This window comes from Ruegeria sp. CJ3 (genome assembly GCF_056536725.1).
Genome location: NZ_JBQFQE010000002.1, coordinates 177,776 through 203,685 on the forward strand (window position 1 = coordinate 177,776; position 25,910 = coordinate 203,685).

Sequence of the window (25,910 nt, forward strand, 5' to 3'; positions counted from 1 at the left end):
CTCGGCCCGGACCCGGACCTTTTCGGCTTCGGCCGCTTTCGCAGCAGCCCCTGCAAGCAAGACGCCCAGTGCGCCCAAAATGATCAGTTCGCCCATCATGTCAGCGCCGCTCCATCTCTTGCAGTTTCATGGCCATCATCCAAAGCAGGACGACCACAGCCGGAGAGATGATACAGGCAAACGCCCAGTTCTTGTTGATCCCGAAATGCGGTAGCAGCTTGATCATCGGTACAACCGTTGCCACCACCAGAATTATCCAGATCAGGAACTCAAACATTGAAGACTACTCCTGTTTCTCATCCCCCGGGAGAATGTAGTTGGCACCTTCCCACGGGGACATGAAGTCGAACTGCCGGTATTCCTGCACCAGACTGACCGGTTCGTAGACCACGCGCTTTTGCGCCTCGTCATAGCGGACCTCGGTATAGCCGGTGGTTGGGAAATCCTTGCGCAGCGGATAGCCGCGGAACCCATAGTCGGTCAGGATGCGCCGCAGGTCCGGATGCCCCGAGAACAGGATGCCGAACATATCGAACACCTCACGCTCGAACCAGTTGGCCGAGGGGTGGATGTCGGTGATCGAGGGCACCATATCTTCCTCGCGGATCGAAACCCTCAGGCGGATGCGCTGGTTCTGGTACATCGACAGGAAATGATAGACCACGTCGAACCGCTTGGCCCGTTCGGGATAGTCGACGCCGGTGATGTCAACCAGGGACGAAAACTTGCAGTTCTGGTCGGTCCGCAGGAATTCGACGAATTCCACAAGGTTGGACGGGGCGACGTCGACGTTCAGTTCACCAAAGGTGACGTCCCATGACAGAACGCAATCTGCCCGTTTGAGCTCCAGTTGCGTGCCGAGTTCTTTGAGTGCTTCGCTCATCTGCCCTCTCCCTCAGCGGACGATCGTGCCGGTGCGGCGGATTTTGCGCTGCAACTGCATCAGGCCGTACAACAGCGCCTCAGCGGTCGGAGGGCAGCCGGGCACGTAGATATCCACGGGCACAACCCGGTCACAGCCGCGAACCACAGAATAGGAATAGTGATAATACCCACCGCCATTCGCGCAGGATCCCATCGAGATCACATAACGCGGCTCGGGCATCTGGTCGTAGACCTTGCGCAGCGCAGGGGCCATCTTGTTGGTCAGGGTGCCCGCCACGATCATCACGTCCGACTGACGCGGGGACGCGCGCGGGGCGATGCCGAACCGTTCCGCATCATAGCGCGGCATCGAGGTATGCATCATCTCAACCGCGCAGCAGGCCAGACCGAACGTCATCCAGTGCAGCGAACCGGTGCGTGCCCAGTTGATGATGTCCTCGGTCGAGGTCAGCAGGAAGCCCTTGTCCTGCAGCTCGGCATTCAGGGCCTGAGTGGCGACTTCTTTGTCGACGCCTGCGGTGTTTGCACCCGTCATCACTCCCATTCCAGGGCCCCCTTCTTCCATTCATAGGCAAAGCCGATGGTCAGAACGCCCAAGAATACCATCATCGACCAAAAGCCGACATCACTGATGTCCTTGAAGCCGACAGCCCAGGGGAACAAGAAGGCAATCTCGAGATCGAAGATGATGAAAAGAATCGCCACCAGATAGAATCGAACATCGAATTTCATCCGCGCATCGTCGAAGGCGTTGAAGCCACATTCATATGCGCTGACTTTTTCGGGGTCGGGATTGCGGACGGCCAGAACCACGGCGGCCAGAATCAGGACGATTCCAAGGCCCACGGCAACGGCCAGAAACACCAGAATCGGGAGGTACTCCCGCAGCAGGTCTTCCACGTATAGCTCCTTTCCTGCGCCTGTCCCAAAGGGATGCGCCGTCAATTGGCGTGTTGACTGGCCATTCTCTATCTGCGCGGGGTCAGAGGGTCAACCGAACAGAAACGCGCAGGGGGCATTATTACAATTGCCCTGCCGCACCTTATCAGGAATGCTGGTGGATCAGCGAGATCGGTTAAACCTGCTTATTCCATGCAGGTTTACGTTTCTCGAAGAACGCACCGATTCCTTCCTGCGCCTCATCGGTTTCCCAACGCGCGACAAGCTGTTGAATGGTGTGGTCGATCACCGCATCGTCAATTCGCGGACCCAGCGATTGAACCAGCGCCTTGGCCGAGGCCACCGCACCGGGCGCGCATGACAGATAGGGCTGCACCTCGGCCTCGACCGCCTCGGCCAATGTGTCCGCAGGTACCGCGCGGGCCAAGAGCCCCAGATCAACCGCCTCTGCCGCGTCGAACAGACGGGCCGACATAAAGACGCGCCGCGCCCGCGCCTCGCCCATGCGGGCAATGACATAAGGTCCGATGGTGGCCGGGATCAGGCCCAGACGGGTTTCCGTCAGCCCCATCTTCAGGCCGTCGACGCCGATCGCCACATCACAGACCGAGGCCATCCCCACCCCGCCACCAAACGCGTTGCCCTGCAGCGCCCCGATCAAGGGCTTGGGCAACGTGTTCAGCGCATTCAGCATCTCGGCCAGCTTACGTGCCTCGACAAAACGCGTCTTAGGATCGGCGGCCATCTGTGCCTGCATCCAGCCCAGATCGCCTCCGGCGCAGAAGCTTTTGCCTGACGCGGTCAGAACCACCACCCGCACCGAGGCATCGCTGGCCAACTTCCCGGCGGCTTGGGTCAGCTCAGAAATCATCTGAGCCGACATGGCATTGTGCTTTTCCGGACGGTTCAGCGTCAGCGTCGCCACACCACGCGCATCTGTTTCCAGCGATATCGTATCAAACATAAGCGCCCCCTATTCTGGCCGCATGGCCCGCGCCATGCCCGCCGCTTGCTCCAGAACAGCGGCATCCAGACCCGTTTCATACCCCAAACGCTCCAGATGTGCGGCCACGGCCTCGGTCGCAACATTGCCTGCTGCACCCGGCGCATAGGGACAACCGCCCAGCCCGCCCACGGCGGCGTCAAACACCCGCACACCCAGCGCCAGCGAGGCATCAATATTGTCAATCGCCCGCCCGTTGGTGTCGTGGAAATGTCCCGCAAGGCGGGTCGCGGGTACACGCTCACGCACCGCCAGCAGCATATGCGCGATCTTGTCCGGCGTTGCCTGCCCGATCGTATCGCCCAGCGAAATTTCATAGCAGCCATGGGCGAACAGCGCGTCCGCAACCTCGGCGACCTTCTCAGGCGGGGTCGGGCCGTCATAAGGGCAATCGGTCACGCATGAAACATAGCCCCGGACCGGCAAATCGATATGGCGCGCGGCTTCGAGGATCGGCACGAACCGCTCAATGGACTCGGCGATGGTTGCGTTGATGTTGGCCTTCGAGAACCCCTCGGACGCCGAGGCGAACACCGCAATCTCATCCGCTTTGGCCGCCAGCGCATCCTCATATCCCCGCATATTCGGTGTCAGCGCCGCATAGCGCACACCGTCGGCCCGGGTGATCCCAGCCAGAACCTCACCGCTGCCCGCCATCTGCGGCACCCATTTCGGCGAGACAAAGCTCGCCACCTCAATCCGGTTGAACCCGGCGCGGCTGAGGCAATCGACCAGAGCCACCTTCTCGGCCACCGGAATCTCACGCTGTTCGTTCTGCAGACCGTCGCGCGGCCCGACCTCGAAAATCTCGACCCGTTCTTTCATCAGCGCATCCCTTCCCGGCTTCTTCTCGTTTCAAATACGGATGACTGTGCCACGCAATGCACGGCCCGAACAGATCAATCCTCGGCCAGCCGGACCAGAGCCGCCCCGGCCTCGACCTGAGCGCCCGCCTCCGCCAGCACCTCGGCCACCACGCCATCACGGGCGGCCAGAAGGGAATGCTCCATTTTCATGGCCTCCAGAATGGCCAGACGGTCGCCCTCCTTCACCTCTTGTCCTGCTAAGGCAAAGACGGCCTTGACCAAACCGGGCATGGGGGCCTCGATCACATTGGTGTCACCCGCCGCGCTGGCGTCACGATCCAGCGGGTCAACGACCTCAAACACCTGCCCGTAGTCATCGAATACAGTGATATGCGACCCGGCAATTGCGACACTGGGCATCGGATTTCCGTCGATGATCCAGCCGCCGCTGCGCTGAGCGATCAGCTGCGTGCCGTCGACCTCCCAGACCTGCCGATCAGGTCCGTCGACCTGCACATCCAGATCAACGATTTCTCCGTTCCGCAGCAACTGCACCGCGCGGTGCAAGGGACCCCAAAGGGTAAAGCCGGTCTCTGAAACCGTATCTGTAAGGCCCAGCGCAGTTATCGCAGCCGCCACGGCGGACACAGGCCCCGGGTCGGCCTTTTGCACCAGATTCTCAAGGTCGCGCCCGATCAGACCAGTATCGACATCGCCGAACGCAAAGTCGCTGTGGCGCGTCAAGGCCCCCAAGAAAGCAAGATTGGTAACCGTCCCTGCAACCTCGGTACGACGCAAGGCACGATGCAAACTTTCCAGAGCAACCGCGCGGGTCGGTCCATGCACCACCACCTTGGCGATCATGGGATCATACCAGGGGCTGATCGTGTCCCCGGCCCGCACGCCACTATCGGCGCGACACTCTTGCGGGAAGTTCAGATGGGTCAGAGTGCCCGTCGCGGGCAAAAAACCCTTTGGCACATCCTCGGCGTAAAGCCGCGCCTCAAAGGCGTGCCCGCTGATCGACAGATCGCCTTGCTGCTTCGGCAGGCTTTCCCCTGCTGCAACACGCAGCTGCCATTCGACCAGATCGACACCCGTGATCGCCTCGGTCACCGGATGTTCGACCTGCAAGCGCGTGTTCATTTCCATGAACCAGAACCGATCCGGGCGCAGCCCGTCCGAGGCATCAACGATGAATTCAACCGTCCCCGCGCCTTTATAGCCAATCGCCTCGGCAGCCCGCACGCCCGCCTGCCCCATCGCCGCGCGCATCTCAGCGGTCATGCCGGGGGCCGGAGCCTCTTCGATCACCTTCTGATGCCGCCGCTGCAACGAACAATCGCGTTCGAACAGATGCACCGCATGGGTGCCATCGCCGAAGACCTGCACTTCGATATGGCGGGGCTTGGCGACGAATTTCTCGACCAGCACTGCGTCATTGCCAAAGGCTGTCTTCGCCTCACCGCGCGCGCTGTCCAGAGCGGCCGAAAAATCCTCGGGTCGTTCGACAAGACGCATGCCCTTGCCGCCGCCTCCGGCAACGGCCTTGATCAGGACCGGATAGCCAATAGTATCGGCAGCCCCGGCCAGATGTTCGGGATCCTGATTGTCGCCATGATAGCCGGGCACAACGGGAACGCCCGCGTCCTCCATCAGCACCTTTGCCGCATCCTTAAGGCCCATTTTGCGGATCGCATCTGCAGACGGTCCGATGAAAGTCAGGCCCGCAGCTTCGACCGTATCCACAAAATCCGGGTTCTCGGACAGAAACCCATAGCCGGGATGGATCGCCTGCGCACCTGTGTCGAGCGCCGCCTGTATGATCACGTCGCCTTTCAGATAGCTCTCAGCCGGGGCCGCGCCGCCGATATGCACGGCCTCATCCGCCATCTGCACATGCTTGGCCGAGGCATCCGCGTCAGAATAAACCGCCACGCAGGACACGCCCATCTTCTGCGCGGTTTCCATGACGCGGCAAGCAATCTCTCCCCGGTTGGCAATCAGGATTTTGCTGAACATGGCTTACCCCTCAGTTCCAAGATCTTCGACAAGTCGGAACCGTTCGCAGAGCAATTCCATTTCAGGATCAAACCCGCCATTTCGTTCGAAATACCGGCGGTGATCTTCGCGCCAACCCTCAAGCGTCTCATTTTCGCCCTCGGCCAACGCGAAATCCTCGGTCACATCGCAATACCGGCAGATCGAAACCTCAACCGTTTCAATCACCAACGCCGGGCGGTCGTCCCACTCCAAAGCGATATCCCTGCGCCCCACTACCGGGGTTTCCGGGCTGCCTTCGGGGTAATCCCGCAAGGCGCCACAGGTTGCTGTTTTCTTGCCTGCACGCACCAAATTCAGCAGTTCAGCGCTCAGCATTGCATTGTCGCCAAACTTGAAGCTCTGCGCGCCCGGATAACGGTCTTTGAGTTGCGTAAGTCTTTCAACCATGACGTCCTACCACCAAGAACCGCTTTTTTCGTCTTGCAGATGCAATCTGACATATTCAGGCAGCGGCCAGGCTTCCCGGTCCATGCCACTAATCTTCCCAAGGTGACCATCTCGATATGCGTGATAATACAACTCGGGATGGATCGTGATCTCGATCTCGGCCAAAGCCCGCTCTACCTTGACTTTTGTGCGGTCAATCTCATCCGCCAGCTTCGCCTCATCGCTTTTCCCCGCCAGGGCACGAGGCAGCGAAATGTCCCCCAGCACTCTTTTGCCCACGGACATCGCAGCGGCCAAAACGAGGTTACCAACAAGGCCCCCAACGATGTCGACTGCCGAGTTGAGGCCAAAGCTCCAGTTCAACCAACCGCGCTTTCCTTTCTTCGCAGCCAGTTCAGTACGCATCCGGTCAAACTCACGCGCAAAAACCTCACGAAACTCGCGCGCGAACCGGGTGCGGCTGAAGTCATCCCGCCCTGCAAAAATTCGGATGACCGGGCGCACGAAGTATCCGCCGTTTGACCGATCCACAAATTCTTCAAAGTCAAACAAGAAAAAATAGTCTTCAGGGTCACGGGAGTTATGCACTAGGTAGACTGAGATTTCAGCCCGCGTCGTCAAATCGGGTAACTTGATATCTGGGATCGTATCCAACAGCCTTTTCTTAATATCCATAGCTTACATCCTGAACACGCCGAAACGTGTCTCCTCAATCGGGGCATTCAGCGCCGCGCTTAGGGACAGTGCTAGTACGTCGCGCGATTTGCGCGGGTCGATGATACCGTCATCCCAAAGGCGGGCTGAAGCATAAAGCGGGTGCGACTGCTCCTCGAACATCTCTAGCGTCGGGCGTTTGAATTCGGCCTCTTCTTCGGCCGACCACGAGCCACCTTGCCGTTCGATCCCGTCGCGCTTGACGGTGGCCAGAACACCGGCGGCTTGCTCGCCGCCCATCACGGAAATGCGCGAGTTCGGCCATGTCCAAAGGAACCGAGGCTGATAGGCGCGTCCCGCCATACCATAGTTCCCGGCGCCAAAGGACCCGCCGACCAGCATCGTGACCTTTGGCACCGAGGTCGTCGCAACCGCCGTCACCATCTTGGCCCCATGCCGCGCGATGCCCTCATTCTCGTATTTGCGGCCGACCATGAAGCCGGTGATGTTCTGCAGGAACACAAGCGGTGTCTTGCGCTGCGAGCAAAGCTCAACAAAATGCGCACCTTTCTGCGCGGCCTCTGAAAACAGCACACCGTTGTTGGCGATGATCCCGACCGGGCAGCCTTTGACATGGGCGAACCCCGTGACCAGCGTTTCCCCGAACCGCAGCTTGAACTCATCGAAGCGGGAGCCGTCAACCAGTCGCGCAATCACCTCGCGAATGTCGTAAGGCGTGCGCAGATCGGCGGGAACAACGCCCAGAATTTCTTCGGGGTCATAGGCCGGGTCTTCGGGGCTGGCCCAATCCACGGATTGCGGCTTGCGCAAGTTCAGCGAGCCAACGGCCCGGCGCGCCAAGGCCAGAGCGTGGGCGTCATCCTCTGCCAGATAGTCGGCCACACCGGACAGACGCGTATGTACATCACCGCCGCCCAGATCTTCGGAACTCACAACCTCTCCGGTCGCGGCTTTGACCAAGGGCGGCCCGGCCAGAAAGATCGTCCCCTGCTCCTTGACGATGATCGTCACGTCCGACATCGCAGGCACATAGGCACCACCCGCCGTGCAAGAGCCCATCACGACAGCAATCTGAGCAATCCCCTTCGCGCTCATCCGCGCTTGGTTGTAGAAGATGCGGCCAAAGTGATCTCGGTCGGGGAAGACCTCATCCTGATTGGGCAGGTTCGCGCCGCCGCTATCGACCAGATAGATGCAGGGCAGATGGTTTTCTTCGGCAATCTCCTGCGCGCGGAGGTGTTTCTTGACGGTCATCGGGTAATACGTACCGCCCTTCACGGTGGCATCGTTGCACACCACCATGACCTCGCGCCCCTGCACCCGGCCAATGCCCGCGATCACCCCGGCACAAGGCGCGGCATCGCCATACATCCCATGCGCCGCCGTCGCACCGATTTCCAGAAACGGAGACCCCGGGTCCAGCAGGTTCGCCACCCGACGTCTCGGGAGCATCTTGCCCCGAGACTCATGCCGCGCGCGGGATTTCTCACCCCCGCCTAAGCGGGCGGACTCGGCGGCGGCAGAGATTTGCGCCAACGCCTCGAGGTGGGCTGTATGGTTGGCCTTGAAGCCCTCAGAGGTGGGCATGGCTTTGGATGTGAGTTTCATTCTGTTTCCGATCCTCCGGGCGCATCTGACAACCGTTCAAGATCTCTGGCTGCGCTCCATCGCACTACGATATTAAAAGTCTCACACATAAACTCTGTCATTTGAGAGCAGTCTGGATCGAATTCATCATTTCTGAATTTCTCCAAACGACGCGGGTAAGACCATTTCTTTAAGCCGCTCAAACCTGCTACTTGATCTGGCAAGCCATCCGCGATTTCTAGGGTCTTTGCCAGAAGATGCGCGTTCAACTTCTCCATGCAATCGCGCGGGTCCTCGGGTGGATGCCCAAGCTCGCAATAATCATATGCTGACGACATACATCGAGTATCCATTTCGTCCGCTATGATGGTGCTTGAAAGCGCTGTGCAACCGTCAAACCAAGCTGGGACATCCAGCGTTTCTATCGTTTCCTCAGAAGCTAGCGGAGTGGCGGCGCCAAAGCACAGAACACTCAGTGTCAGAAGTCGCTTCATTCGTGAACTTCCCCCATCGCCCGCGCCTTCAATTCCTTTCGGATCACCTTCCCCGTCACCGTCATCGGCAGCTCGTCCAAAAACGCCACCTCACGCGGATAGGAATACTGCGCCAGACGGTCCTTGACCCACGCCTGCAGCTCCGCGCCCGTCGCTTCGGCCCCCGGCTTCAACACCACATAAGCCTTCACGATCTCGGTCCGCAGCGGGTCGGGCTTGCCGACCACGCCGACCGTTGCCACCGCCGGGTGGGTCAGCAGGCAATCTTCGATCTCCGCAGGGCCGATGCGGTATCCGGCAGACGTGATCACATCGTCGTCGCGGCCCACGAAGCGCAGATAGTCGCCCTCCCACACGCCGCGGTCTCCGGTGATCAACCAGTCACCCCGGAACTTCTCAGCCGTCGCCTCGGGCCGGTTCCAGTATTCCAGCAGCATCGCGGCCGAGCCGCGCCGGATCGCAACGTCGCCCTCTTCATCCGTTGGCTGGCCGTCGTCATCGACGACCGCAACCTCATGGCCCGGAACCGGTTTGCCGATACAGCCGGGGCGCACCGGGAAGTCCTCGGTACAAGAAGACACGACCATGTTGCATTCGGTCTGGCCATAGAACTCGTTGATCGTCAGGCCGAACGCCTGCTGCCCCCAGGCCAGCATCTCGGCCCCCAAAGGCTCACCCCCCGATGCCACCGAACGCAGACCGGGGATCGACTGATCGGCGGCTTTCAGCATCCGCAGCGCGGTTGGTGGAAAGAAGATGTTGCGCACACCGCCGCGCGCCACCACGTCGGCGCAGGCCTCGGGCGAGAACTTCTCGAGCCGGGCAGCGACCACCGGGATGCCCAGCGCCAGACCGGGCATCAGGACGTCAAACAACCCTCCGATCCAGGCCCAGTCGGCGGGCGTCCAGAGGCAATCGCCCGGACGCAGATGATTGTGGCTGATCGACACGCCCGGCAAGTGGCCGGTCAGAACCCGGTGCCCATGCAGCGCCCCCTTGGGGCTGCCCGTGGTGCCCGAGGTGTAGATCAGCACGGCAGGGTCCTCGGGTCCGGTATCGGCAAAGGGCACCGCCGCGCCCTCTTCACCGATTTCGTCCGCGATCAGCGGCTGGGCCAGATCGCCCAGTAAAGCCGCGCCATCGGTATCGGTCAGAACCAGCCGCGCGCCCGCGTCGCCGACCCGAGAGGCCAGCGCGTCGTGCTTGAACAGCTTGAACAATGGCACCGAGATCGCTCCGATCTTCCAGATCGCCAGATGCGCCGCCGCACACCAGGGCGACTGGCTGAGCAACACACCCACCCGCTCGCCGGGCTGAACCTGCCCCAGCAACACGCGCGCGATACCGTCGGTCATAGCGCCGAGCTCGCCAAAGGTAACTGGACGGCACCCATCCCGTGTCAGGTCCAAGATCGCCGTCTGCCCGGGCGGCCGCGACAGGCATTGCCGCGCCATACTCAGCCGGTCGGGCAGCGCCCAGCTTTGATCAGGGCGCAAACCCGGTATGACCTTATCGGGATGCATGATCAATCACCCTTGTTTTACAGGCCTCTGAGCAAGCATCGCCGCCCACCTCTGTCACGACAATTTGATGCAGATCAGAGTTCCCGCGCAGCCCTGCCCCCAGAACTTGGGAACCAACAAAACAAAAGGCATGAATATGACAAAGAAACTCGCCGCTTTGACTCTTTCTACCGCACTTGTCGCGCTGGCCGCCCCCGCTTTCGCCCAATCGCAAGGCGATTGGACGCTTGGTGCAGGTCTCGGTTATCTGGACCCCAAGTCCGATAACGGCACCCTGGCCGGTCTGGACGCCGAAGTCGGTTCGGACACCCGCCCGATCTTTACGGTCGAATACTTCATCCGCGACAATCTGGGCATCGAACTTCTGGCCTCGACCCCCTACGACCACGATGTCTCGCTTGGGGGCACCGAGATCGGCAGCGTCGATCACCTGCCGCCCACCCTGTCGCTGAACTATCACATCCCGACGGGCAGCGCCTGGACGCCGTATGTCGGCGCGGGCGTGAACTACACCATCTTCTTCGACGAGCAGTCGTCGCTGGGCGACCTCGAGCTTGATAACTCGGTCGGTATCGCACTGCAGGCCGGTGTGGACTATGCCGTCTCGGATGCGGGTGCGGTCCGTCTGAACGTGCGCTGGTTCGACATCGACTCGGACGCCACTCTGGACGGTGCCGATATCGGAACCGTCGAGATTGACCCATGGCTGGTGGGCGTGTCCTACGTTCATCGCTTCTGATCCAATCACATCAAAGCTCCGCGGCCTACCCGGCCGCGGGGTTTTTCGTCACCGCATCTCATTCATCATTTCGCGCCCGATCAGCATCCGGCGAATTTCGCTGGTGCCCGCGCCGATCTCCATCAGCTTGGCATCACGGAAAATCCGGCTAACCGGCGCATCCGACAGGAACCCGGCCCCGCCCAGCGCCTGTACGGCCTGATGCGCCTGCACCATCGCCTGCTCGGACGCATAAAGACAGCACGCCGCCGCATCTTGACGGGTCACGTCCCCCCGATCACAGGCCTTGGCCACCTCATAGACATAGGCGCGCGCCGAGTTCATCGCGGTATACATATCCGCAATCTTGCCCTGCATCAGTTGGAAACTGCCGATTGGTTTGCCGAACTGCTTACGCTCGGCCAGATAAGGCATGACCTCATCCAGACAGGCCGCCATGATGCCGGTGCCGATCCCGGCCAGCACAACGCGTTCATAGTCGAGACCGGACATCAGAACGGCAACGCCCCGGCCTTCTTCGCCCAGGACATTCTCGAACGGCACCTCGACATCTTCAAAGATCAGCTCAGCCGTATTCGACCCACGCATCCCCAGCTTGTCGAAATGGGGCGAGGTCGAGAAACCCGTCATCTCTTTCTCGATCAGAAAAGCAGTGATCCCTTTTGACCCCGCCTCAGGGTCGGTCTTGGCATAAACCACAAGGGTATCCGCATCCGGCCCGTTGGTAATCCAGTACTTGTTGCCGTTCAGCCGGTAGTGATCGTTGCGCTTCTCGGCGCGCAACTTCATCGACACCACATCCGACCCGGCCGAGGGCTCGGACATGGCCAGCGCCCCCACATGATCGCCCGAGATCAGGCGCGGCAGGTATTTCTGCTTCTGCTCCGCAGAGCCGTTCAACTTGATCTGGTTCACGCACAGGTTCGAATGCGCCCCATAGGACAACGACACCGAGGCCGAAGCCCGCGCCACCTCTTCCACCGCGATGGTATGGGCCAGATAAGACATCCCTGCCCCGCCATATTCCTCGGGCACCGTGACGCCCAGCAGGCCAAGATCGCCCATCTCTTTCCACAGCTCATTAGGAAAAGCGTTCGAGGCGTCAATCTCTGCCGCCATCGGCTTCACGCGTTCCTGCGCCCAGCGATGAACCATCTCGCGCAGGGCGTTCACGTCCTCGCCCAGATCGAATTGCATTGTGGCCGTGAACATGCGGGACACCTCCGATTGAGTTAATGAACAAGTGTTCAATAATCAGATAGCAGCGAATCCACCTCCGGTCAACGACAGTGCACAAAGCGACGCCCGCAAAGGGCGGCGTTTTGCCAAAAATCGAGCGTGCGCTGAAAGCGCACTCCGTTGGATTACGACTGATAGACGGTGCCCACCTCGGCGCGGATGATCCGCGCGATCAGGCGGCAATCTTCGATGGAAAAGGTCAGCGGCACCCGCATATCCATGATCCCGGCCAGAATACGGTCACTGTCCGGCATCCGGTCACTGTCCGCATAACGCCAGCTATCATAGCGCGAGGTAAAGCCACTGGGCTCGTCACCGCCGAACCACTTCAGCTCGACACCCCGCGCGGCGCAGCGGCTGATCACCTCGGCAATGCGCTCGGGCGACCAATCCAGCAACAGAAACTGGATCGACGATCCCACATAGGTCTCGTCCGAGGGCCGTTCGACAACCGTCAGGCCCGGTGTCCCGCGCAGACCGGCCTCAACCTCGGCATAGCGCTCGTTCCAGCGCGTGACCTGCCGGTCCAGATCGCGCAGTTGCGGGCGCAGGATCGCGGCCCGCAGGTTGTCCATCCGGCCCGAGATATTGGGCGTGTCATATTTGATCCGCTCGAATACTTCAGGCCCCGGCGCGGCCAGATGACGTTCATAGAGCATATAGGACCCCGACAGCATAATCGCCCGCGCCGCAATCTCGGGATCATCGGTGATCAGCAGACCGCCCTCGCCCGAGTTGACATGCTTGTAGGTCTGACAGGAATAGCACCCGATGGCACCTTGCCGCCCGGACATCTGCCCGCGCCAGGCAGCCCCCATCGTATGCGCACAATCCTCGATCACGGTGACCCCGGCGGCATCACATATCTGCATCAGCCGGTCCATGTCGCACAGATGGCCGCGCATATGGCTCAGCATAAGCACCCGCGCCTGATCCAGCTTGGCCGCCAGATCGTCCAGATCAATCGTCAGCGCCTCGGTCACGCCCACAAACACCGGCCGCGCACCAACCGAGGCAATCGCCCCCGGCACCGGAGCCAGCGTAAAGGCATTGGTCAGCACCGCATCACCGGGCCTTACCCCCACCGCCCGCAGCGCGGTGGCCAGAGCATACCCGCCCGACGCCACCGCCAGACAGTATTTCGCGCCCATCTGCGCGGCAAAGTCCTGTTCCAGCAATGCCGTCTCGCTCAACTCGCCGGGCGTGACATTGTAGCGATGCAGTCGGCCATGATGCAGCACGGCCAGCGCCGCCTCGATGGCCTCATCGGGGATCGGTTCCTGCTGGGTGAAGCTGCCGGTAAAGGTCTCGGTCATAAGGCTGTTCTGATACCGGCTGCCGCCCGGGTCAAGGGATCACACCGCCGCTCCGATCAAATCGGAGACCAGTTTCGGTAAATCATCAAAATGATGCAGCAGCGCCTCAGGCTCCAGCGCCGCCATATCATCGCCCGAGGGGCCAAAGGTCACCAGAACCGAAGGCACCCCGGCGGCCCGCGCCGTATTCCGGTCGGTGTCCGAGTCGCCGATCAGGACGCAGTGATCGGGATGGCCACCCGCCCGCCGCGCCGCCTCGCGCAGCGGTTCGGGGTCGGGCTTGCGCACCGGCAGCGTATCGGCCCCCACCAGCGAGGCAAACCGGTCGCGTACCCCCAGCCGGGTCAGCAGAAGATCAGCCAGCGCCTCGGGCTTGTTGGTGCAGATTCCGACACCATAACCGGCATCTGCAAGGCGCTCGACCGCCGCAATGGCACCGGGGTAGAACCTTGTATGGGTATCGATTGCCTCGGCATAGGCGTCGAGCAGCACGGGGTAGTAGGCCAGAACCGTCTCTTCCGCATAAGCACCGACGCGTTTCAGCCCATGGGTCAGCATCATCCGCCCCCCGCGCAGCGCGACGCCTGCATCCTGATCGTGGATCAGCACGTCGCCATGCCCCATCTGCCGGAAACAGTGGTTCGCGGCGGCCAGCAGATCGCCGGATGTATCCGCCAGCGTGCCGTCCAGATCGAAGATCACCGTGCGCATGTCGCCTCCTGCCTCAGCGGGTTTTCGCCGTGTCATGTTGCAAACGGCAATCTTCTTTGATGCCAGAACCGCTTGCGCCCTTGATCACAGCGGATAAAACGGGCCGCATCAAAACACAAAGAGAAAACGATTTCATGACCACCGCCCTTGTCATTCTTGCCGCCGGGAAAGGCACAAGAATGAACTCTGACCTTCCCAAAGTCCTGCATCCCATCGCGCAAACCCCGATGCTGGTCCATGCCATGCGCGCCGGGGCCGTCCTGTCGCCTCAGTACACTGTGATCGTCACAGGCCACGGGGCCGAGGCGGTCTCGAAAGTGGCGCAGGCCGAGGACGAGACCGCGCAGATCGTGGTGCAGCAAGAGCAACTGGGCACCGCGCACGCCGTCGCCCAGGCTCGTGATGCGTTGGCAGGGTTCGAGGGCGATGCGGTCGTTCTGTTTGGCGACACCCCGTTTCTGCAACCCGATACGCTGGAACGGATGATCGCCGCGCGGGCCGGGAATGATCTGGTCATCCTGGGCTTCGAGGCAGCCGATCCCGCGCGTTATGGCCGCCTTGTCATGAACGGCGAAATGCTGGAACGGATTGTCGAATTCAAGGACGCATCGGATGAAGAGCGCGCCATAACCCTTTGCAACTCTGGTCTTATGGCCTGCGACGCGCAAACGTTGTTCTCGCTGATTGACGCAGTTGGAAATGACAACGCGTCGGGCGAATACTATCTGACCGATATTGTCGAGATCGCCCGGAAGCGCGGCCTGCGCGTCACCGCAGTGGCCTGTGACGAAGCACAGACATTGGGCGTGAACTCGCGCGCGGATCTGGCCGCCGCGGACGCGATCTTTCAGACGCGCGCACGGGCCGAGTTGCTGGATCTGGGCGTCACGCTGATGGCCCCCGACACGGTGTATCTAGCCGCAGACACCGCCATCGGGCGCGACACCGTGATCGAACCAAACGTGGTCTTCGGCCCCGGCGTAACCGTCGAAAGCGGTGCCACCATTCGGGCGTTTTCGCATCTGGAAGGCTGTCATGTCAGCCGAGGCGCCACCGTTGGCCCCTATGCCCGGCTGCGCCCGGGCACGGAACTGGCCGAAAACACCCGCGTCGGTAATTTCGTCGAGATCAAGAATGCCGAGATCGCCGAAGGTGCGAAGGTGAATCACCTCAGCTATGTGGGCGATGCCTCGGTCGGGGCAGCGACCAATATCGGTGCGGGCACGATCACCTGCAACTATGACGGCGTGATGAAACACAAGACCACGATCGGGGAAAATGTGTTCATCGGGTCGAACACGATGCTGGTCGCTCCGGTCTCGCTGGGCGATGGGGCCATGACGGCAACCGGCACTGTGGTGACGAAAGATGTGGAACCAGATGCCCTCGCCGTCGCCCGCGCGCGGCAGGACAACAAACCCGGCTATGCGCGAAAACTGTTTGATATGCTGAAGGCGAAAAAAGCGCGCCGCGACGGAGGAGCCTGAGCCATGTGTGGAATCGTAGGTGTTCTGGGCAGTCACGAAGCAGCCCCCATTCTGGTCGAGGCGCTGAAGCGGCTGGAATATCGCGGTTATGACAGCGCCGGGATTGCGACCGTCAATGACGGCACGCTGGACCGGCGGCGGGCCGTGGGCAAGCTGGTCAATCTCAGCGATCTGCTGGTGCACGATCCCCTGCCCGGCAAATCCGGCATCGGCCACACCCGCTGGGCCACCCATGGCGCGCCGTCAGTCGGCAACGCTCATCCCCACAAGGCCGGGCCGGTTGCCGTCGTGCATAACGGTATCGTCGAGAATTACCGCGAGCTGCGGGCAGAACTGGCTGCACATGGGATCGGGTTCGAAACGGAAACCGACACCGAAACCGTTGCGCTGCTGACGGAACATTACATGGCATCGGGCCTTGACCCGGTCGCGGCCGCCTTCAAGGCCATTGACCGGCTGGACGGGGCGTTTGCGCTGGCTTTCCTGTTCAACGGGCAGGACGATCTGATCGTGGCCGCCCGCAAGGGCTCGCCTCTGGCCATCGGTCACGGTGACGATGAAATGTATGTGGGTTCGGACGCGATTGCGCTGGCACCGCTGACGGATCGGATCACCTATCTGGAAGAAGGCGACCGCGCGGTTCTGACTCGCACCTCGCTTGAAATCCGCAACGAGGCCGGTGAGATCGCCAACCGCGAGATGCGGCAGATCCGCATTGATCAGGCGCGTACCGACAAGGGTGGGCACAAGCACTACATGGCCAAGGAAATCGCCGAGCAGCCGGTCGTGGTGGCCGAGGCGATCCGCTCGTATCTGCCCACTGGCGGCGACCGCGTCATCCTGCCCGACGAATTGGACTTTTCACAGCTGGACCGGTTGACCATGGTGGCCTGTGGCACCGCCTACTACGCCTGCCTCACCGCCAAATACTGGTTCGAGCAGCTGGCTCAGATGCCTGTCGAGGTCGATATCGCCAGCGAGTTCCGCTATCGCGAACCTCCGATCACCGACCGTACGCTGGCCCTGTTTGTCAGCCAGTCGGGCGAGACCGCCGACACGCTGGCGGCACTGCGCTATTGCGAAGGCAAGGCGGACAAGATCGTCTCGGTGGTGAATGTGCCCGAAAGCTCGATCGCGCGCGAAAGCGATGTGGCGCTGCCGATCCATGCGGGCGTCGAGATCGGCGTCGCCTCGACCAAGGCGTTCACCTGCCAGCTAAGCGTGTTGCTGATGCTGGCGCTGAAGGCGGCCGCCGACCGGGGTACGCTGAATGACGAGGAACTGGCCGACCACGCCGCCGCCCTGCGCGGACTGCCTGCCGTCCTGAACACCGCACTGGATCAGAGCGAGGTCATCCGTCAGGCCGCTCAGCGCCTGTCCGAGGCGCGCGACGTTCTGTTTCTGGGGCGCGGCCTGATGTATCCGCTGGCGATGGAAGGCGCGCTGAAGCTAAAGGAAATCAGCTACATACACGCCGAAGGCTATGCGTCGGGCGAACTGAAGCACGGCCCGATCGCCCTGATCGACAAGCACATGCCGGTGGTCGTGATGGCCCCGCGCGATGCCGTATTCGACAAAACGGTTTCCAACATGCAAGAGGTTATGGCACGCAAGGGCAAGGTCATTCTGATCTCGGACGATGATGGCATCGCCGACGCCCAGGACGGGGTCTGGAGCACAATCAGGATGCCGCATATCCACACCAGCATCGCCCCGATCCTGTATTCGGTGCCGGCGCAGTTGCTGGCCTATCACACCGCCGTCGCCAAGGGGACAGATGTGGACCAGCCGCGCAACCTTGCGAAATCGGTAACCGTCGAATGAGCGGCGCACCCGACGCCTATCTGGATCAGATCAAAGCCCATGCCGACCCCGACCGGGCCGGAAAGATGGCGGCCTATCACAAGGCCGACCGCCCCTACCTGGGCGTCGCCAATCCGATCCTGAATGACCTGACCAAGCTCTGGCGGCGCGAACTAGACATTTCGGCCCGGGTCGATCTGGCAGACGCCCTCTGGCAAACCAATATCCACGAAGGCAGGCTGGCCGCCGCCAAGCTACTGACGCAGGCGCGCATCCGGCCCGATAACGGGGTCTGGGATCTTCTGCAAAGCTGGCTGCCCGATTTCGATGCCTGGGCGGTGGCCGATCACGCCTGCATGGCCCTGCAAAAGCGTCTGACCGCCGACCCCACGCGGCTGGATCAGGTCGAACTCTGGACCACCTCAGATCATATGTGGACCCGCCGCGCGGCCCTTGTGGCAACCCTGCCGTGGACCAAACAGAACCACCCAAAGCCCCAAGAGCTTGAATGCCGTGACCGGATTCTGCGCTGGGCCGTAGCTTACGTGCCCGACCGGGACTGGTTCATTCAGAAGGCTATCGCCTGGTGGCTGCGTGAGCTTTCGAAACACGACCCCGACCGCACCGGCGCCTTTCTCAATCAGCACGGCGCCGCAATGAAACCCTTTGCCCGCAAAGAAGCCGGTAAATACCTGCGCGATCAGTCCGAGTAGACCTGTAGCTCGATCAATTCATCAAACGGGACCAACAGCGCCCGCATCGCTTCAAGCGACAGGCGACTGCCGCCACCCTCGGGCGCGGGCACCAGCGTGACATAGGCCTGCGCCCCGGTACGCGGCACGACCACCCGGCCATTGGTTTCGGCCTGCACAAGCGGGGTCTGCAGCCAGCGCCCCGGCGTATTCGGATCTCCCAACCCGGCCACCGTCGTCTTTGCGCCGCTCCACCCGGTCTCCACCGCCGCGGGCTGCACCTCTGGCGTGGGCTCGACAACAGTTGGCGCAGGATCTGGCGCGGCATCAGGCGCACCGAACACCCGATCACTGGTCGACCGGATCACGTCGCAACCCGCAACCGCAACACATAGCAAAAGCAACAGATATTTCATGACCAAAGCCTATCGCCCTGTGCCCATCTGCACCAGTCCAAAGCACAGTTCACCCTTGCCGCGGCCTAACTTGCGCTTTACCTAAGAACCATGACAGCACCGCTTATCGACCCGTTTGCCCGCGCCATCACCTATCTCCGCGTCTCCGTCACGGACCGCTGCGATTTCCGGTGCGTTTATTGCATGTCCGAGGACATGAAGTTCCTGCCCAAAAAGGACCTTCTGACGCTGGAAGAGCTGGATCGGATGTGTACGACCTTCATTAAGATGGGCGTCGAAAAACTGCGCATCACCGGGGGTGAGCCTCTGGTGCGCCGTAACATCATGTCATTCTTCCATAATATGACACGGCACCTGGATAGCGGCGCGCTGAAGGAACTGACCCTGACGACCAACGGTTCGCAGTTGCATCGGTTTTCGGAAGACCTGTATGCGGCGGGCGTCCGCCGCGTGAATGTCTCGCTAGACACTCTTGACGACGACAAATTTGCCAGCATCACCCGCTGGGGCCGCCTGAAACAGGTGCTGAACGGCATCGACGCAGCGCAAAAGGCCGGTCTGCGGATCAAGATCAACGCCGTGGCGCTGAAAGGCTTTAACGAGCCCGAACTGCCCCGCATCACCGAATGGTGTGCAGAACGCGATATGGACCTGACCTGGATCGAAGTCATGCCCATGGGCGATATCGGCAACGAGGACCGGCTGGATCAGTACTGGTCCCTGAAAGACGTGCGCAAGGAATACGAGAACCACTACACAGTCACCGATCTGGCCGAGCGCACGGGCGGCCCGGCCCGCTATGTCCGGCTGGAAGAATCGGACCAGAAGATCGGATTCATCACGCCGCTCAGCCATAACTTCTGCGAAAGCTGCAACCGCGTGCGCCTGACCTGCACCGGAGAGCTTTTCATGTGCCTTGGGCAAGAGGACATGGCCGATCTGCGTGGCGCCCTGCGCGACCACCCCGAGACAGAACAACCGCTCGAAGATGCGATCCGTGCGGCCATCACCCTCAAACCCAAGGGGCACGACTTCGACTATTCCCGTCAGGCGGTCGACGGCCGGATGAGCCGCCACATGAGCCACACAGGCGGCTGACATGCCCGCCCCGGGCCCGCGTCCAACGCTGATCTACACCTTGTATTGCGGCGCAACCGCGCTGCTGTGGCCGCTGGTTTGGCGCACCGTCCGCAACAAGCTGCGAGACGCGGGCGTACCCGAGCAGCGGCAACAGGAACGTCTGGGCCATGCCAGCCTGCCCCGCCCCGCAGGCCAACTGATCTGGTTTCACGCCGCCAGCGTCGGCGAAAGCCTGTCGGTCCTGAGCCTGATCAAACGTCTGGGCGACCGACTGCCGAATGCCGAATTCCTCATCACATCCGGAACCCCCACCTCGGCCGCGCTGATCCAGAAACGCCTGCCGCCCCGCACGCGTCACCAATACCCGCCTCTGGACACCGCGGCCCCGGTACGTCGTTTTCTGAATCATTGGCGGCCGGATGCCGGGATCTTCGTCGAAAGCGAGCTCTGGCCTCGCCTGATCGTCGATAGCACAGCCCGGGGCACATCTCTGGCGCTTCTGAACGCGCGTCTGTCCGACAAATCCGTTGCGGCCTGGAAGAAACGCCCCAAGACCGCCCACTTCCTATTGGATCAATTCCGGCTGTTCCTGACCCAGAATGACAAAACCGCCAGCAACCTGCTCGCGATGGGCGCGCGGGCTGAGCGGGTCCGCCCTGGCACCAACCTCAAGGCGATGTCGGACCCGCTACCGGTCGACGACGCCGCGCTGGCGCAAATCAAAGCGCAAATCGGAGACCGTCCGATCTGGATCGCAAGCTCAACCCACGCTGGCGAGGAAGAAACGGTTCTGGCCGCCCACGCTGCCCTGCTGACCCAGCGGCCCGACCTGCTGCTGCTGCTTGTCCCGCGCCACCCCGAGCGCCGCGACGATATCGCCAAGTTGATCGCGCAGGCCGACCTGACCCATGCCACGCGCAGCGCCAACCAACCGATCACCCACGACACCCAAGTCTACATGGCTGACACGCTGGGTGAGCTGGGCACATGGTACGCGCTCAGCCCAATCGTTTTCCTCGGCGGTTCGCTCAACGAGATCGGGGGCCACAACCCCTTCGAACCCGTCCAGTCCGGGGCTGCCGTCCTCACTGGCCCGGGCACGTTCAACTTCGCCGAAACCTTCGCGCCCCTGATCGACACCGGCGGTGCCATCGAAGTCCAGACCGCCCCAGACCTGACCAAAGCCATCGACCACTGGCTCTCAGACACTGAGGCGTTGACCAAAGCCCGCGCCGCCGCCCAATCCTGCGTCAATACCCAAGCCTCCGCGCTGGATACGGTCATCGAAACCTTATGCACCCAGCTTGACCTGCGCGCACAGGATCCTCCTTCATCTGGCTAAAAATATCCCGGGGAGCGCGAGGGGCTGGCCCCTCGCTTACCCCATTCAGGCCGCAGGCATCCGCTGCTCAACGATCTCGGCCCACCAGCTGCACCCGGCCGGAATCGCTTCGTCGTTGAAGTTATACTCGGGGTGATGCACCATGGCCGTATCACCATTCCCCACCAGAATATAAGCCCCCGGACGCTCCTCCAGCATAAAGGCGAAATCTTCGCCCCCCATGACCAGAGGTGCTTCATCACAGCCGCCTGAGACCGACTTCGCCACCTCAGCGGCAAAATCCGTCTGCTCATCACTGTTCACCATCACCGGGTAGCCCCGGATATAGGTCACATCCGCCGTGCCCCCAAAAGTCGCCGCGACCCCGGCGCAAATCTCGTTGATCCGGGTCTCGGCCAGATCGCGCATCTCTTTGCTCATGGTGCGCACGGTGCCTTTGATCTGCACCGTCTGCGGGATCACGTTGAACGCTTTTGACGAGGTCTCAAACGACGTCACCGACACCACCACCTGATCAATCGGGTCCGCATTGCGCGAGGCAATCGTCTGCAGCGCCAACACGGCCTGCGCCGTCATCACAGTCGTATCCACCGTCTCTTGCGGTTTGGCGGCGTGACCTCCGCGGCCCTCGAAGGTGATGTCGAACTGATCGGTCGCCGCAAAGAACGATCCCGGACGGATCGCAAAGCTGCCCACCGGACGCCCCGGCCAGTTATGCATCCCGTAAACCTCCTGAATGTTCCAGCGCTCCATCATGCCGTCTTCGCACATTTCACGACCGCCGCCGCCGCCCTCTTCTGCGGGCTGGAAAATCACCACAACGGTGCCATCGAAATTGCGCGTCTCCGACAGGTATTTCGCCGCTCCCAGCAGCATTGCCGTATGGCCGTCATGGCCACAGGCATGCATCGCCCCGTCGGTTTTCGAGGCATAGTCCAGCCCCGTCGCCTCATGGATCGGCAACGCATCCATGTCCGCGCGCAGACCGATGACTTTGCCCTTGGTGTCGGACTTGCCCTTGATCACGCCCACAACACCGGTCCGTCCGATCCCGGTCACGATCTCATCGCAGCCAAACTCTTTCAGCTTTTCGGCGACCAGCGCACTGGTGCGATGGGTTTCGAACAAGATTTCGGGGTTCTCATGAATATCCCGTCGCCATGCGGTGATTTCATTCTGCAATTCAGCAAAGCGGTTCTTAACTGGCATCTCTTCTCTCTCCTATCTCAAGCCGCCGGCATCCGGCGCTCGACCATTTCGGCAAACCACGAGCATCCCATCGGGATGATCTCATCATTGAAATTGTATTCGGGGTGGTGCAGCCCGGCGCTGTCTCCATTGCCCAGCACGATAAAGGCACCCGGGCGTTCTTCCAGCATGAACGAGAAATCCTCGCCCCCCATCACCATCGGCGCTTCGCCACAGCTGCCGCCCACGAAAACGGCGGCCTCAGAAGCATAGCCCGTCTGTTCCTCGGCATTGATCGTCACCGGAACGCCACGTGTATAGGTCACTTTGACCGTGCCGCCAAAAGTTTCAGCGATGCCCTGCGCCACCTCGCTCAGTCGCGCTTCGATCATGTCGCGCATGTCGTTCGAATGCGTCCGCACGGTGCCCTTCACCTGTGCCGACTGAGGGATCACGTTGAACGCCTTGGAAGAGGTTTCGACTGAAGTCACGGACAGAACCGCCTGCAAGATCGGGTCCGCGTTGCGCGACACGATGGTTTGCAGCGCAACAATCAACTGAGACAGCATGACGGTTGTATCGATGGTCTCCTGCGGCTTGGCAGCGTGACCACCGCGGCCTTCCAGATGAATGTCGAACTCATCCGCTGCGGCCAGCAATGGGCCCGACCGAATGGCAAACTGCCCGGTCGGCACACCGGGCACATTGTGCATGGCATAGACTTCTTGGATGCCGAACCGGTCCATCAGACCGTCCTTGCACATCGCCTCGGCGCCATTGCCACCTTCTTCGGCGGGCTGAAAGATCACGATGGCGGTGCCATCAAAGTTCCGGGTTTCGGACAGGTATTTCGCAGCCCCCAGCACCATCGCCGTGTGGCCATCATGGCCGCAAGCGTGCATCGCGCCTTCGGTCTTGGAAGCGTAGTCGAGACCCGTCTGCTCCTGCATCGGAAGCGCATCCATATCGGCACGCAACCCGATCACGCGGCCCTGCGTATCGGTCTTGCCCTTGATCACGCCAACAACGCCGGTGCGGCCAATACCGGTCACAACCTCATCACAGCCGAACGCTTTCAGCTTTTCGGCGACCAAAGCGCTGGTGCGGTGGGTTTCATACAGGATCTCGGGGTGCTGATGGATATCCCGCCGCCAACCGGTGATTTCCTCGTGCATTTCGGCAAGTCGGTTCTTGATTGGCATTTGATCCTCCCAAATCAGGCGACGGGCAATCGTCGTTCCACCAGCTCAGCAAACCAGCTGCACCCGGCGGGAATGGCGTCGTCGTCGAAGTTGTATTCCGGGTGATGGCACATCGCCGTGTCCCCGTTTCCGATAAAGATGTAGGCTCCGGGCCGTTCTTCAAGCATGTAGGCGAAATCTTCGGACGGCATGATCGGATCGGTGCTGTCATTGACCTTGCCTGCGACCGCTTCAGCGGCCTCGGCGGCATATCCGGTTTCGGCCTCGGAATTCACGGTGACCGGGTATCCCGGCGTCCATGTCATTTCGGCTTTTGCATCGAAGGCCGAGGCCGTGTCTTCGGCAATCCGACGCACGCGTTCTTCCGCAATCTTGCGGTATTCGGGGTCAAGCGTCCGAACCGTGCCTTTCAATCGCACCGTATGCGCGATTACGTTCGAGGCGACGCTGTCCGTCACAAAGGTTCCAACCGTCAGCACCACGCGTTTGATCGGATCAACGGTACGCGACACAACCGATTGCAAAGCCACAACAATATGCGAGGCCACAAGGGTTGTATCCACCGCCTCATGCGGCGCCGCGGCATGGCCCCCTTTGCCGGTCACGATGATTTCGAACTCATCGGACGAGGCCAACAGCGCGCCTGGTCGGATTGCAAACTCTCCGACCGGCATCCCCGGCATATTGTGCATTCCGTAAACTTCCTGAATGCCCCAACGCTCCATCAGCCCGTCCTGACACATGGCCAGACCACCTGCTCCGCCTTCTTCGGCAGGCTGGAAGATCAGCACAACCGTACCGTCGAAGTTCCGCGTTTCAGCCAAATACTGCGCCGCGCCCAGCAGCATCGAGGTATGCCCGTCATGCCCGCAGGCGTGCATCTTGCCCGAAACGGTCGAGGCATAGTCCAGCCCCGTCGCCTCTTCGATGGGCAACGCATCCATGTCCGCCCGCAGCCCGATGACACGGCCTTTGGTATCAGTGCGTCCCTTGATGACCGCTACCACCCCGGTCTTGCCGATCCCGGGCGTAATCTCATCAACGCCGAACTCTTTCAGCCGATCGACCACAAACCCTGCCGTTTCTTCGACGTCATACATCAACTCGGGATGCATATGCAGGTGGCGACGCCATTTGGTGATCTCGCCGTGCATTTCGGCGAGCCGGTTCTTGACGGGCATCCTTGACCTCCGATCAGAGTGTTATTCGCAGAGCCGCTCTACCAAGCGTTCCATGAATTTTTGGCCTGCATTGAATTGAGAAATCGTAATGAACTCATTTGGCTGATGCGCCTGTGCGATATCGCCGGGGCCGCAGATGACGGCGGAGTACCCGGCTTCCTGAAATTGCCCCGCCTCGGTGCCATAGCTGACCACATGGCTGGCGTTGTCGCCGGTGAGCGAGCGCACCAGCATCTCGGCCTCACCTTCGGTTTCGGGCACCAACGCTGGCACCGCGAAATGGTCGGTGACATCGATGCGCGCCTCGGGGTGAACGGCCTGCATCCGGGCCTCGGCCTGTTTCACCTGTTCCAGATAGTCCGCGCGCCATTGCGCCGCGCTTTCCCCCGGCACCACTCGGAAATCCATCATGAAGCGACAATCCTTGGCGGTGATGTTATGCGCGGTACCGCCTTCGATCATGCCCACATGGCACGTCGTCCAGGGCGGATCGAACACCGCCGCGATGTCCGAAGGCTGCGCCGCCATATTCTCGGCATTGCGCCGGTTGGCCCAGTCGATAAGCGGCGCGGCCTCCATGATCGCGTTGACGCCGGTGTGCATGATCGAGCTATGCACCTCGAACCCAACCATATGCGTGTCATAGCCGAACCCGCCCTTGTGGCCGGTGACAGCCTGCATCACCGAAGGCTCACCCACAATCACGGCGGAACCTTTGGGCAGCACCCCTTGCATCGCCTCGATCATCGGTGGGGCACCGGTGCAGCCGACCTCTTCGTCAAAACTCAGCGCCAGTTGCAGCGGGCGTTTGATGCCTGCGTGATGCGCCTCGACCAGCGCCCAGATGGCCAGTGCGTCGAACCCTTTCATATCGCAGGTGCCGCGCCCGAAATACTTGCCGTCTTTTTCGGTGACGACGAAGGGATCAGTATCCCAGGGCTGGCCGTCGACGGGCACCACATCCGTGTGACCGGACAGGACAATAGCGCCCTCGTCCCAAGGCCCGACATGCGCGAACAAAGCGGCCTTGTGGGGCTGATCGGGGTCCGGCCGGCGATGCGCCTCGATCCCGTGGCTATCCAGATAGCTTTCGACCCAATCCACCAGCGGCAGGTTGGTGTCGCGGCTGACCGTGGGAAATGAGATCAGCTTGGTCATGATCTCAAGCGGAGACAGGCGTTCAGCCATCA

Annotated in this window: 26 protein-coding genes; 6 read left to right on the plus strand and 20 right to left on the minus strand. The window is 61.3% G+C overall.

Features of this window, described 5'->3' with window-relative positions; genetic code table 11:
• Window positions 1–100: 100 nt before the first annotated feature.
• The 12 genes from ACR0J1_RS04020 to ACR0J1_RS04075 form a co-directional block, all read right to left on the minus strand.
• Complete coding sequence (locus ACR0J1_RS04020) at window positions 101–277, minus strand: hypothetical protein (protein ID WP_480730718.1); 177 nt, start codon at window positions 275–277, stop codon at window positions 101–103.
• A 6-nt stretch (window positions 278–283) separates the two neighbouring features.
• On the minus strand, window positions 284–883 hold the full coding sequence (locus ACR0J1_RS04025; protein ID WP_480730720.1) for an NADH-quinone oxidoreductase subunit C: 600 nt from the start codon (window positions 881–883) through the stop codon (window positions 284–286).
• Window positions 884–895: 12 nt separating this feature from the next.
• Window positions 896–1,429, minus strand: coding sequence for a NuoB/complex I 20 kDa subunit family protein (locus ACR0J1_RS04030; RefSeq protein ID WP_010442777.1), 534 nt, complete (start codon window positions 1,427–1,429; stop codon window positions 896–898).
• Window positions 1,420–1,785 carry an NADH-quinone oxidoreductase subunit A gene (locus ACR0J1_RS04035; protein ID WP_120635912.1) on the minus strand — a complete coding sequence of 122 codons (366 nt, stop codon included), beginning with the start codon at window positions 1,783–1,785 and terminating at the stop codon, window positions 1,420–1,422. Before ACR0J1_RS04035 ends, ACR0J1_RS04030 begins: the two co-directional genes overlap by 10 nt.
• A 175-nt stretch (window positions 1,786–1,960) precedes the next feature.
• Window positions 1,961–2,749: a crotonase/enoyl-CoA hydratase family protein gene (locus tag ACR0J1_RS04040; RefSeq protein ID WP_480730722.1), complete on the minus strand. Its 789-nt coding sequence runs from the start codon at window positions 2,747–2,749 to the stop codon at window positions 1,961–1,963.
• Between the two features lie 9 nt (window positions 2,750–2,758).
• Window positions 2,759–3,613 (minus strand): hydroxymethylglutaryl-CoA lyase, encoded by an 855-nt coding sequence (locus ACR0J1_RS04045; RefSeq protein ID WP_480730724.1) that lies wholly within the window; start codon window positions 3,611–3,613, stop codon window positions 2,759–2,761.
• A gap of 74 nt (window positions 3,614–3,687) precedes the next feature.
• Complete coding sequence (locus tag ACR0J1_RS04050) at window positions 3,688–5,616, minus strand: acetyl/propionyl/methylcrotonyl-CoA carboxylase subunit alpha (RefSeq protein WP_480730726.1); 1,929 nt, start codon at window positions 5,614–5,616, stop codon at window positions 3,688–3,690.
• A 3-nt stretch (window positions 5,617–5,619) separates the two neighbouring features.
• The gene (locus ACR0J1_RS04055; protein WP_480730728.1) at window positions 5,620–6,045 is read right to left on the minus strand and encodes an ASCH domain-containing protein; all 426 of its coding nucleotides are present in this window, start codon (window positions 6,043–6,045) and stop codon (window positions 5,620–5,622) included.
• A 6-nt stretch (window positions 6,046–6,051) separates the two neighbouring features.
• Window positions 6,052–6,720, minus strand: coding sequence for a hypothetical protein (locus ACR0J1_RS04060; protein ID WP_480730730.1), 669 nt, complete (start codon window positions 6,718–6,720; stop codon window positions 6,052–6,054).
• Between the two features lie 3 nt (window positions 6,721–6,723).
• Window positions 6,724–8,328 (minus strand): carboxyl transferase domain-containing protein, encoded by a 1,605-nt coding sequence (locus ACR0J1_RS04065; RefSeq protein WP_480730732.1) that lies wholly within the window; start codon window positions 8,326–8,328, stop codon window positions 6,724–6,726.
• Complete coding sequence (locus tag ACR0J1_RS04070) at window positions 8,325–8,801, minus strand: hypothetical protein (protein ID WP_480730734.1); 477 nt, start codon at window positions 8,799–8,801, stop codon at window positions 8,325–8,327. Before ACR0J1_RS04070 ends, ACR0J1_RS04065 begins: the two co-directional genes overlap by 4 nt.
• A complete protein-coding gene (locus ACR0J1_RS04075; protein WP_480730736.1) occupies window positions 8,798–10,324 on the minus strand; it encodes an AMP-binding protein in 1,527 nt (508 codons plus the stop codon). The genes ACR0J1_RS04070 and ACR0J1_RS04075 overlap by 4 nt, the downstream gene beginning before the upstream one ends.
• 136 nt (window positions 10,325–10,460) lie before the next feature.
• Between ACR0J1_RS04075 and ACR0J1_RS04080 the strand changes: the two genes are divergently transcribed.
• A complete protein-coding gene (locus tag ACR0J1_RS04080; protein ID WP_480730738.1) occupies window positions 10,461–11,063 on the plus strand; it encodes an OmpW/AlkL family protein in 603 nt (200 codons plus the stop codon).
• 48 nt (window positions 11,064–11,111) lie between these two features.
• On the opposite strand, the gene ACR0J1_RS04085 is transcribed toward ACR0J1_RS04080, so the two are convergent.
• The 3 genes from ACR0J1_RS04085 to ACR0J1_RS04095 all read right to left on the minus strand — a co-directional run bounded on the left by ACR0J1_RS04085 (window position 11,112) and on the right by ACR0J1_RS04095 (window position 14,329).
• Complete coding sequence (locus ACR0J1_RS04085; RefSeq protein ID WP_480730740.1) at window positions 11,112–12,275, minus strand: isovaleryl-CoA dehydrogenase; 1,164 nt, start codon at window positions 12,273–12,275, stop codon at window positions 11,112–11,114.
• A 152-nt stretch (window positions 12,276–12,427) separates the two neighbouring features.
• Window positions 12,428–13,618, minus strand: coding sequence for a DegT/DnrJ/EryC1/StrS family aminotransferase (locus ACR0J1_RS04090; RefSeq protein ID WP_480730742.1), 1,191 nt, complete (start codon window positions 13,616–13,618; stop codon window positions 12,428–12,430).
• Between the two features lie 39 nt (window positions 13,619–13,657).
• Complete coding sequence (locus ACR0J1_RS04095) at window positions 13,658–14,329, minus strand: HAD-IA family hydrolase (protein ID WP_480730744.1); 672 nt, start codon at window positions 14,327–14,329, stop codon at window positions 13,658–13,660.
• 134 nt (window positions 14,330–14,463) lie between these two features.
• On the opposite strand from ACR0J1_RS04095, the gene glmU reads away from it, so the two are divergent.
• The 3 genes from glmU to ACR0J1_RS04110 are packed head-to-tail and all read left to right on the plus strand — an operon-like array spanning window position 14,464 to window position 18,332.
• Window positions 14,464–15,816 carry a bifunctional UDP-N-acetylglucosamine diphosphorylase/glucosamine-1-phosphate N-acetyltransferase GlmU gene (glmU, locus tag ACR0J1_RS04100; RefSeq protein ID WP_480730745.1) on the plus strand — a complete coding sequence of 451 codons (1,353 nt, stop codon included), beginning with the start codon at window positions 14,464–14,466 and terminating at the stop codon, window positions 15,814–15,816.
• Between the two features lie 3 nt (window positions 15,817–15,819).
• A complete protein-coding gene (gene glmS, locus ACR0J1_RS04105; protein WP_480730747.1) occupies window positions 15,820–17,640 on the plus strand; it encodes a glutamine--fructose-6-phosphate transaminase (isomerizing) in 1,821 nt (606 codons plus the stop codon).
• Window positions 17,637–18,332: a DNA alkylation repair protein gene (locus tag ACR0J1_RS04110; RefSeq protein ID WP_480730749.1), complete on the plus strand. Its 696-nt coding sequence runs from the start codon at window positions 17,637–17,639 to the stop codon at window positions 18,330–18,332. Before glmS ends, ACR0J1_RS04110 begins: the two co-directional genes overlap by 4 nt.
• On the opposite strand, the gene ACR0J1_RS04115 is transcribed toward ACR0J1_RS04110, so the two are convergent.
• Window positions 18,320–18,727 (minus strand): hypothetical protein, encoded by a 408-nt coding sequence (locus ACR0J1_RS04115; RefSeq protein WP_480730751.1) that lies wholly within the window; start codon window positions 18,725–18,727, stop codon window positions 18,320–18,322. The genes ACR0J1_RS04110 and ACR0J1_RS04115 overlap by 13 nt on opposite strands.
• Window positions 18,728–18,817: 90 nt before the next feature.
• Between ACR0J1_RS04115 and moaA the strand changes: the two genes are divergently transcribed.
• The gene (moaA, locus tag ACR0J1_RS04120; RefSeq protein WP_480730753.1) at window positions 18,818–19,825 is read left to right on the plus strand and encodes a GTP 3',8-cyclase MoaA; all 1,008 of its coding nucleotides are present in this window, start codon (window positions 18,818–18,820) and stop codon (window positions 19,823–19,825) included.
• Between the two features lies 1 nt (window position 19,826).
• Entirely contained in the window at window positions 19,827–21,149 is a 1,323-nt protein-coding gene (locus tag ACR0J1_RS04125) for a 3-deoxy-D-manno-octulosonic acid transferase (RefSeq protein ID WP_480730755.1), read from the plus strand.
• A gap of 45 nt (window positions 21,150–21,194) precedes the next feature.
• On the opposite strand, the gene ACR0J1_RS04130 is transcribed toward ACR0J1_RS04125, so the two are convergent.
• From ACR0J1_RS04130 to argE, 4 genes are read right to left on the minus strand one after another with little or no spacing between them, the layout of a single operon-like run.
• Window positions 21,195–22,358 carry a M20 aminoacylase family protein gene (locus ACR0J1_RS04130; RefSeq protein ID WP_480730757.1) on the minus strand — a complete coding sequence of 388 codons (1,164 nt, stop codon included), beginning with the start codon at window positions 22,356–22,358 and terminating at the stop codon, window positions 21,195–21,197.
• Window positions 22,359–22,375: 17 nt separating this feature from the next.
• Complete coding sequence (locus tag ACR0J1_RS04135; RefSeq protein ID WP_480730759.1) at window positions 22,376–23,539, minus strand: M20 aminoacylase family protein; 1,164 nt, start codon at window positions 23,537–23,539, stop codon at window positions 22,376–22,378.
• Between the two features lie 14 nt (window positions 23,540–23,553).
• Entirely contained in the window at window positions 23,554–24,720 is a 1,167-nt protein-coding gene (locus ACR0J1_RS04140) for a M20 aminoacylase family protein (protein WP_480730761.1), read from the minus strand.
• Window positions 24,721–24,741: 21 nt separating this feature from the next.
• The gene (argE, locus tag ACR0J1_RS04145) at window positions 24,742–25,908 is read right to left on the minus strand and encodes an acetylornithine deacetylase (RefSeq protein ID WP_480730763.1); all 1,167 of its coding nucleotides are present in this window, start codon (window positions 25,906–25,908) and stop codon (window positions 24,742–24,744) included.
• Between the last annotated feature and the right edge of the window lie 2 nt (window positions 25,909–25,910).

Coding starts and splice junctions, on each gene's coding strand:
- ACR0J1_RS04130 (WP_480730757.1), bottom strand. CDS start 22,358: ATGCCAGTTAAGAACCGCTTTGCTGAATTGCAGAATGAAATCACCGCA.
- ACR0J1_RS04020 (WP_480730718.1), bottom strand. CDS start 277: ATGTTTGAGTTCCTGATCTGGATAATTCTGGTGGTGGCAACGGTTGTA.
- ACR0J1_RS04060 (WP_480730730.1), bottom strand. CDS start 6,720: ATGGATATTAAGAAAAGGCTGTTGGATACGATCCCAGATATCAAGTTA.
- glmU (WP_480730745.1), top strand. CDS start 14,464: ATGACCACCGCCCTTGTCATTCTTGCCGCCGGGAAAGGCACAAGAATG.
- ACR0J1_RS04140 (WP_480730761.1), bottom strand. CDS start 24,720: ATGCCCGTCAAGAACCGGCTCGCCGAAATGCACGGCGAGATCACCAAA.
- ACR0J1_RS04030 (WP_010442777.1), bottom strand. CDS start 1,429: ATGGGAGTGATGACGGGTGCAAACACCGCAGGCGTCGACAAAGAAGTC.
- ACR0J1_RS04115 (WP_480730751.1), bottom strand. CDS start 18,727: ATGAAATATCTGTTGCTTTTGCTATGTGTTGCGGTTGCGGGTTGCGAC.
- ACR0J1_RS04070 (WP_480730734.1), bottom strand. CDS start 8,801: ATGAAGCGACTTCTGACACTGAGTGTTCTGTGCTTTGGCGCCGCCACT.
- ACR0J1_RS04085 (WP_480730740.1), bottom strand. CDS start 12,275: ATGTTCACGGCCACAATGCAATTCGATCTGGGCGAGGACGTGAACGCC.
- ACR0J1_RS04050 (WP_480730726.1), bottom strand. CDS start 5,616: ATGTTCAGCAAAATCCTGATTGCCAACCGGGGAGAGATTGCTTGCCGC.
- ACR0J1_RS04045 (WP_480730724.1), bottom strand. CDS start 3,613: ATGAAAGAACGGGTCGAGATTTTCGAGGTCGGGCCGCGCGACGGTCTG.
- ACR0J1_RS04125 (WP_480730755.1), top strand. CDS start 19,827: ATGCCCGCCCCGGGCCCGCGTCCAACGCTGATCTACACCTTGTATTGC.
- glmS (WP_480730747.1), top strand. CDS start 15,820: ATGTGTGGAATCGTAGGTGTTCTGGGCAGTCACGAAGCAGCCCCCATT.
- ACR0J1_RS04135 (WP_480730759.1), bottom strand. CDS start 23,539: ATGCCAATCAAGAACCGACTTGCCGAAATGCACGAGGAAATCACCGGT.
- ACR0J1_RS04080 (WP_480730738.1), top strand. CDS start 10,461: ATGACAAAGAAACTCGCCGCTTTGACTCTTTCTACCGCACTTGTCGCG.
- ACR0J1_RS04090 (WP_480730742.1), bottom strand. CDS start 13,618: ATGACCGAGACCTTTACCGGCAGCTTCACCCAGCAGGAACCGATCCCC.
- ACR0J1_RS04025 (WP_480730720.1), bottom strand. CDS start 883: ATGAGCGAAGCACTCAAAGAACTCGGCACGCAACTGGAGCTCAAACGG.
- ACR0J1_RS04075 (WP_480730736.1), bottom strand. CDS start 10,324: ATGCATCCCGATAAGGTCATACCGGGTTTGCGCCCTGATCAAAGCTGG.
- ACR0J1_RS04040 (WP_480730722.1), bottom strand. CDS start 2,749: ATGTTTGATACGATATCGCTGGAAACAGATGCGCGTGGTGTGGCGACG.
- ACR0J1_RS04110 (WP_480730749.1), top strand. CDS start 17,637: ATGAGCGGCGCACCCGACGCCTATCTGGATCAGATCAAAGCCCATGCC.
- ACR0J1_RS04055 (WP_480730728.1), bottom strand. CDS start 6,045: ATGGTTGAAAGACTTACGCAACTCAAAGACCGTTATCCGGGCGCGCAG.
- moaA (WP_480730753.1), top strand. CDS start 18,818: ATGACAGCACCGCTTATCGACCCGTTTGCCCGCGCCATCACCTATCTC.
- argE (WP_480730763.1), bottom strand. CDS start 25,908: ATGGCTGAACGCCTGTCTCCGCTTGAGATCATGACCAAGCTGATCTCA.
- ACR0J1_RS04065 (WP_480730732.1), bottom strand. CDS start 8,328: ATGAAACTCACATCCAAAGCCATGCCCACCTCTGAGGGCTTCAAGGCC.
- ACR0J1_RS04095 (WP_480730744.1), bottom strand. CDS start 14,329: ATGCGCACGGTGATCTTCGATCTGGACGGCACGCTGGCGGATACATCC.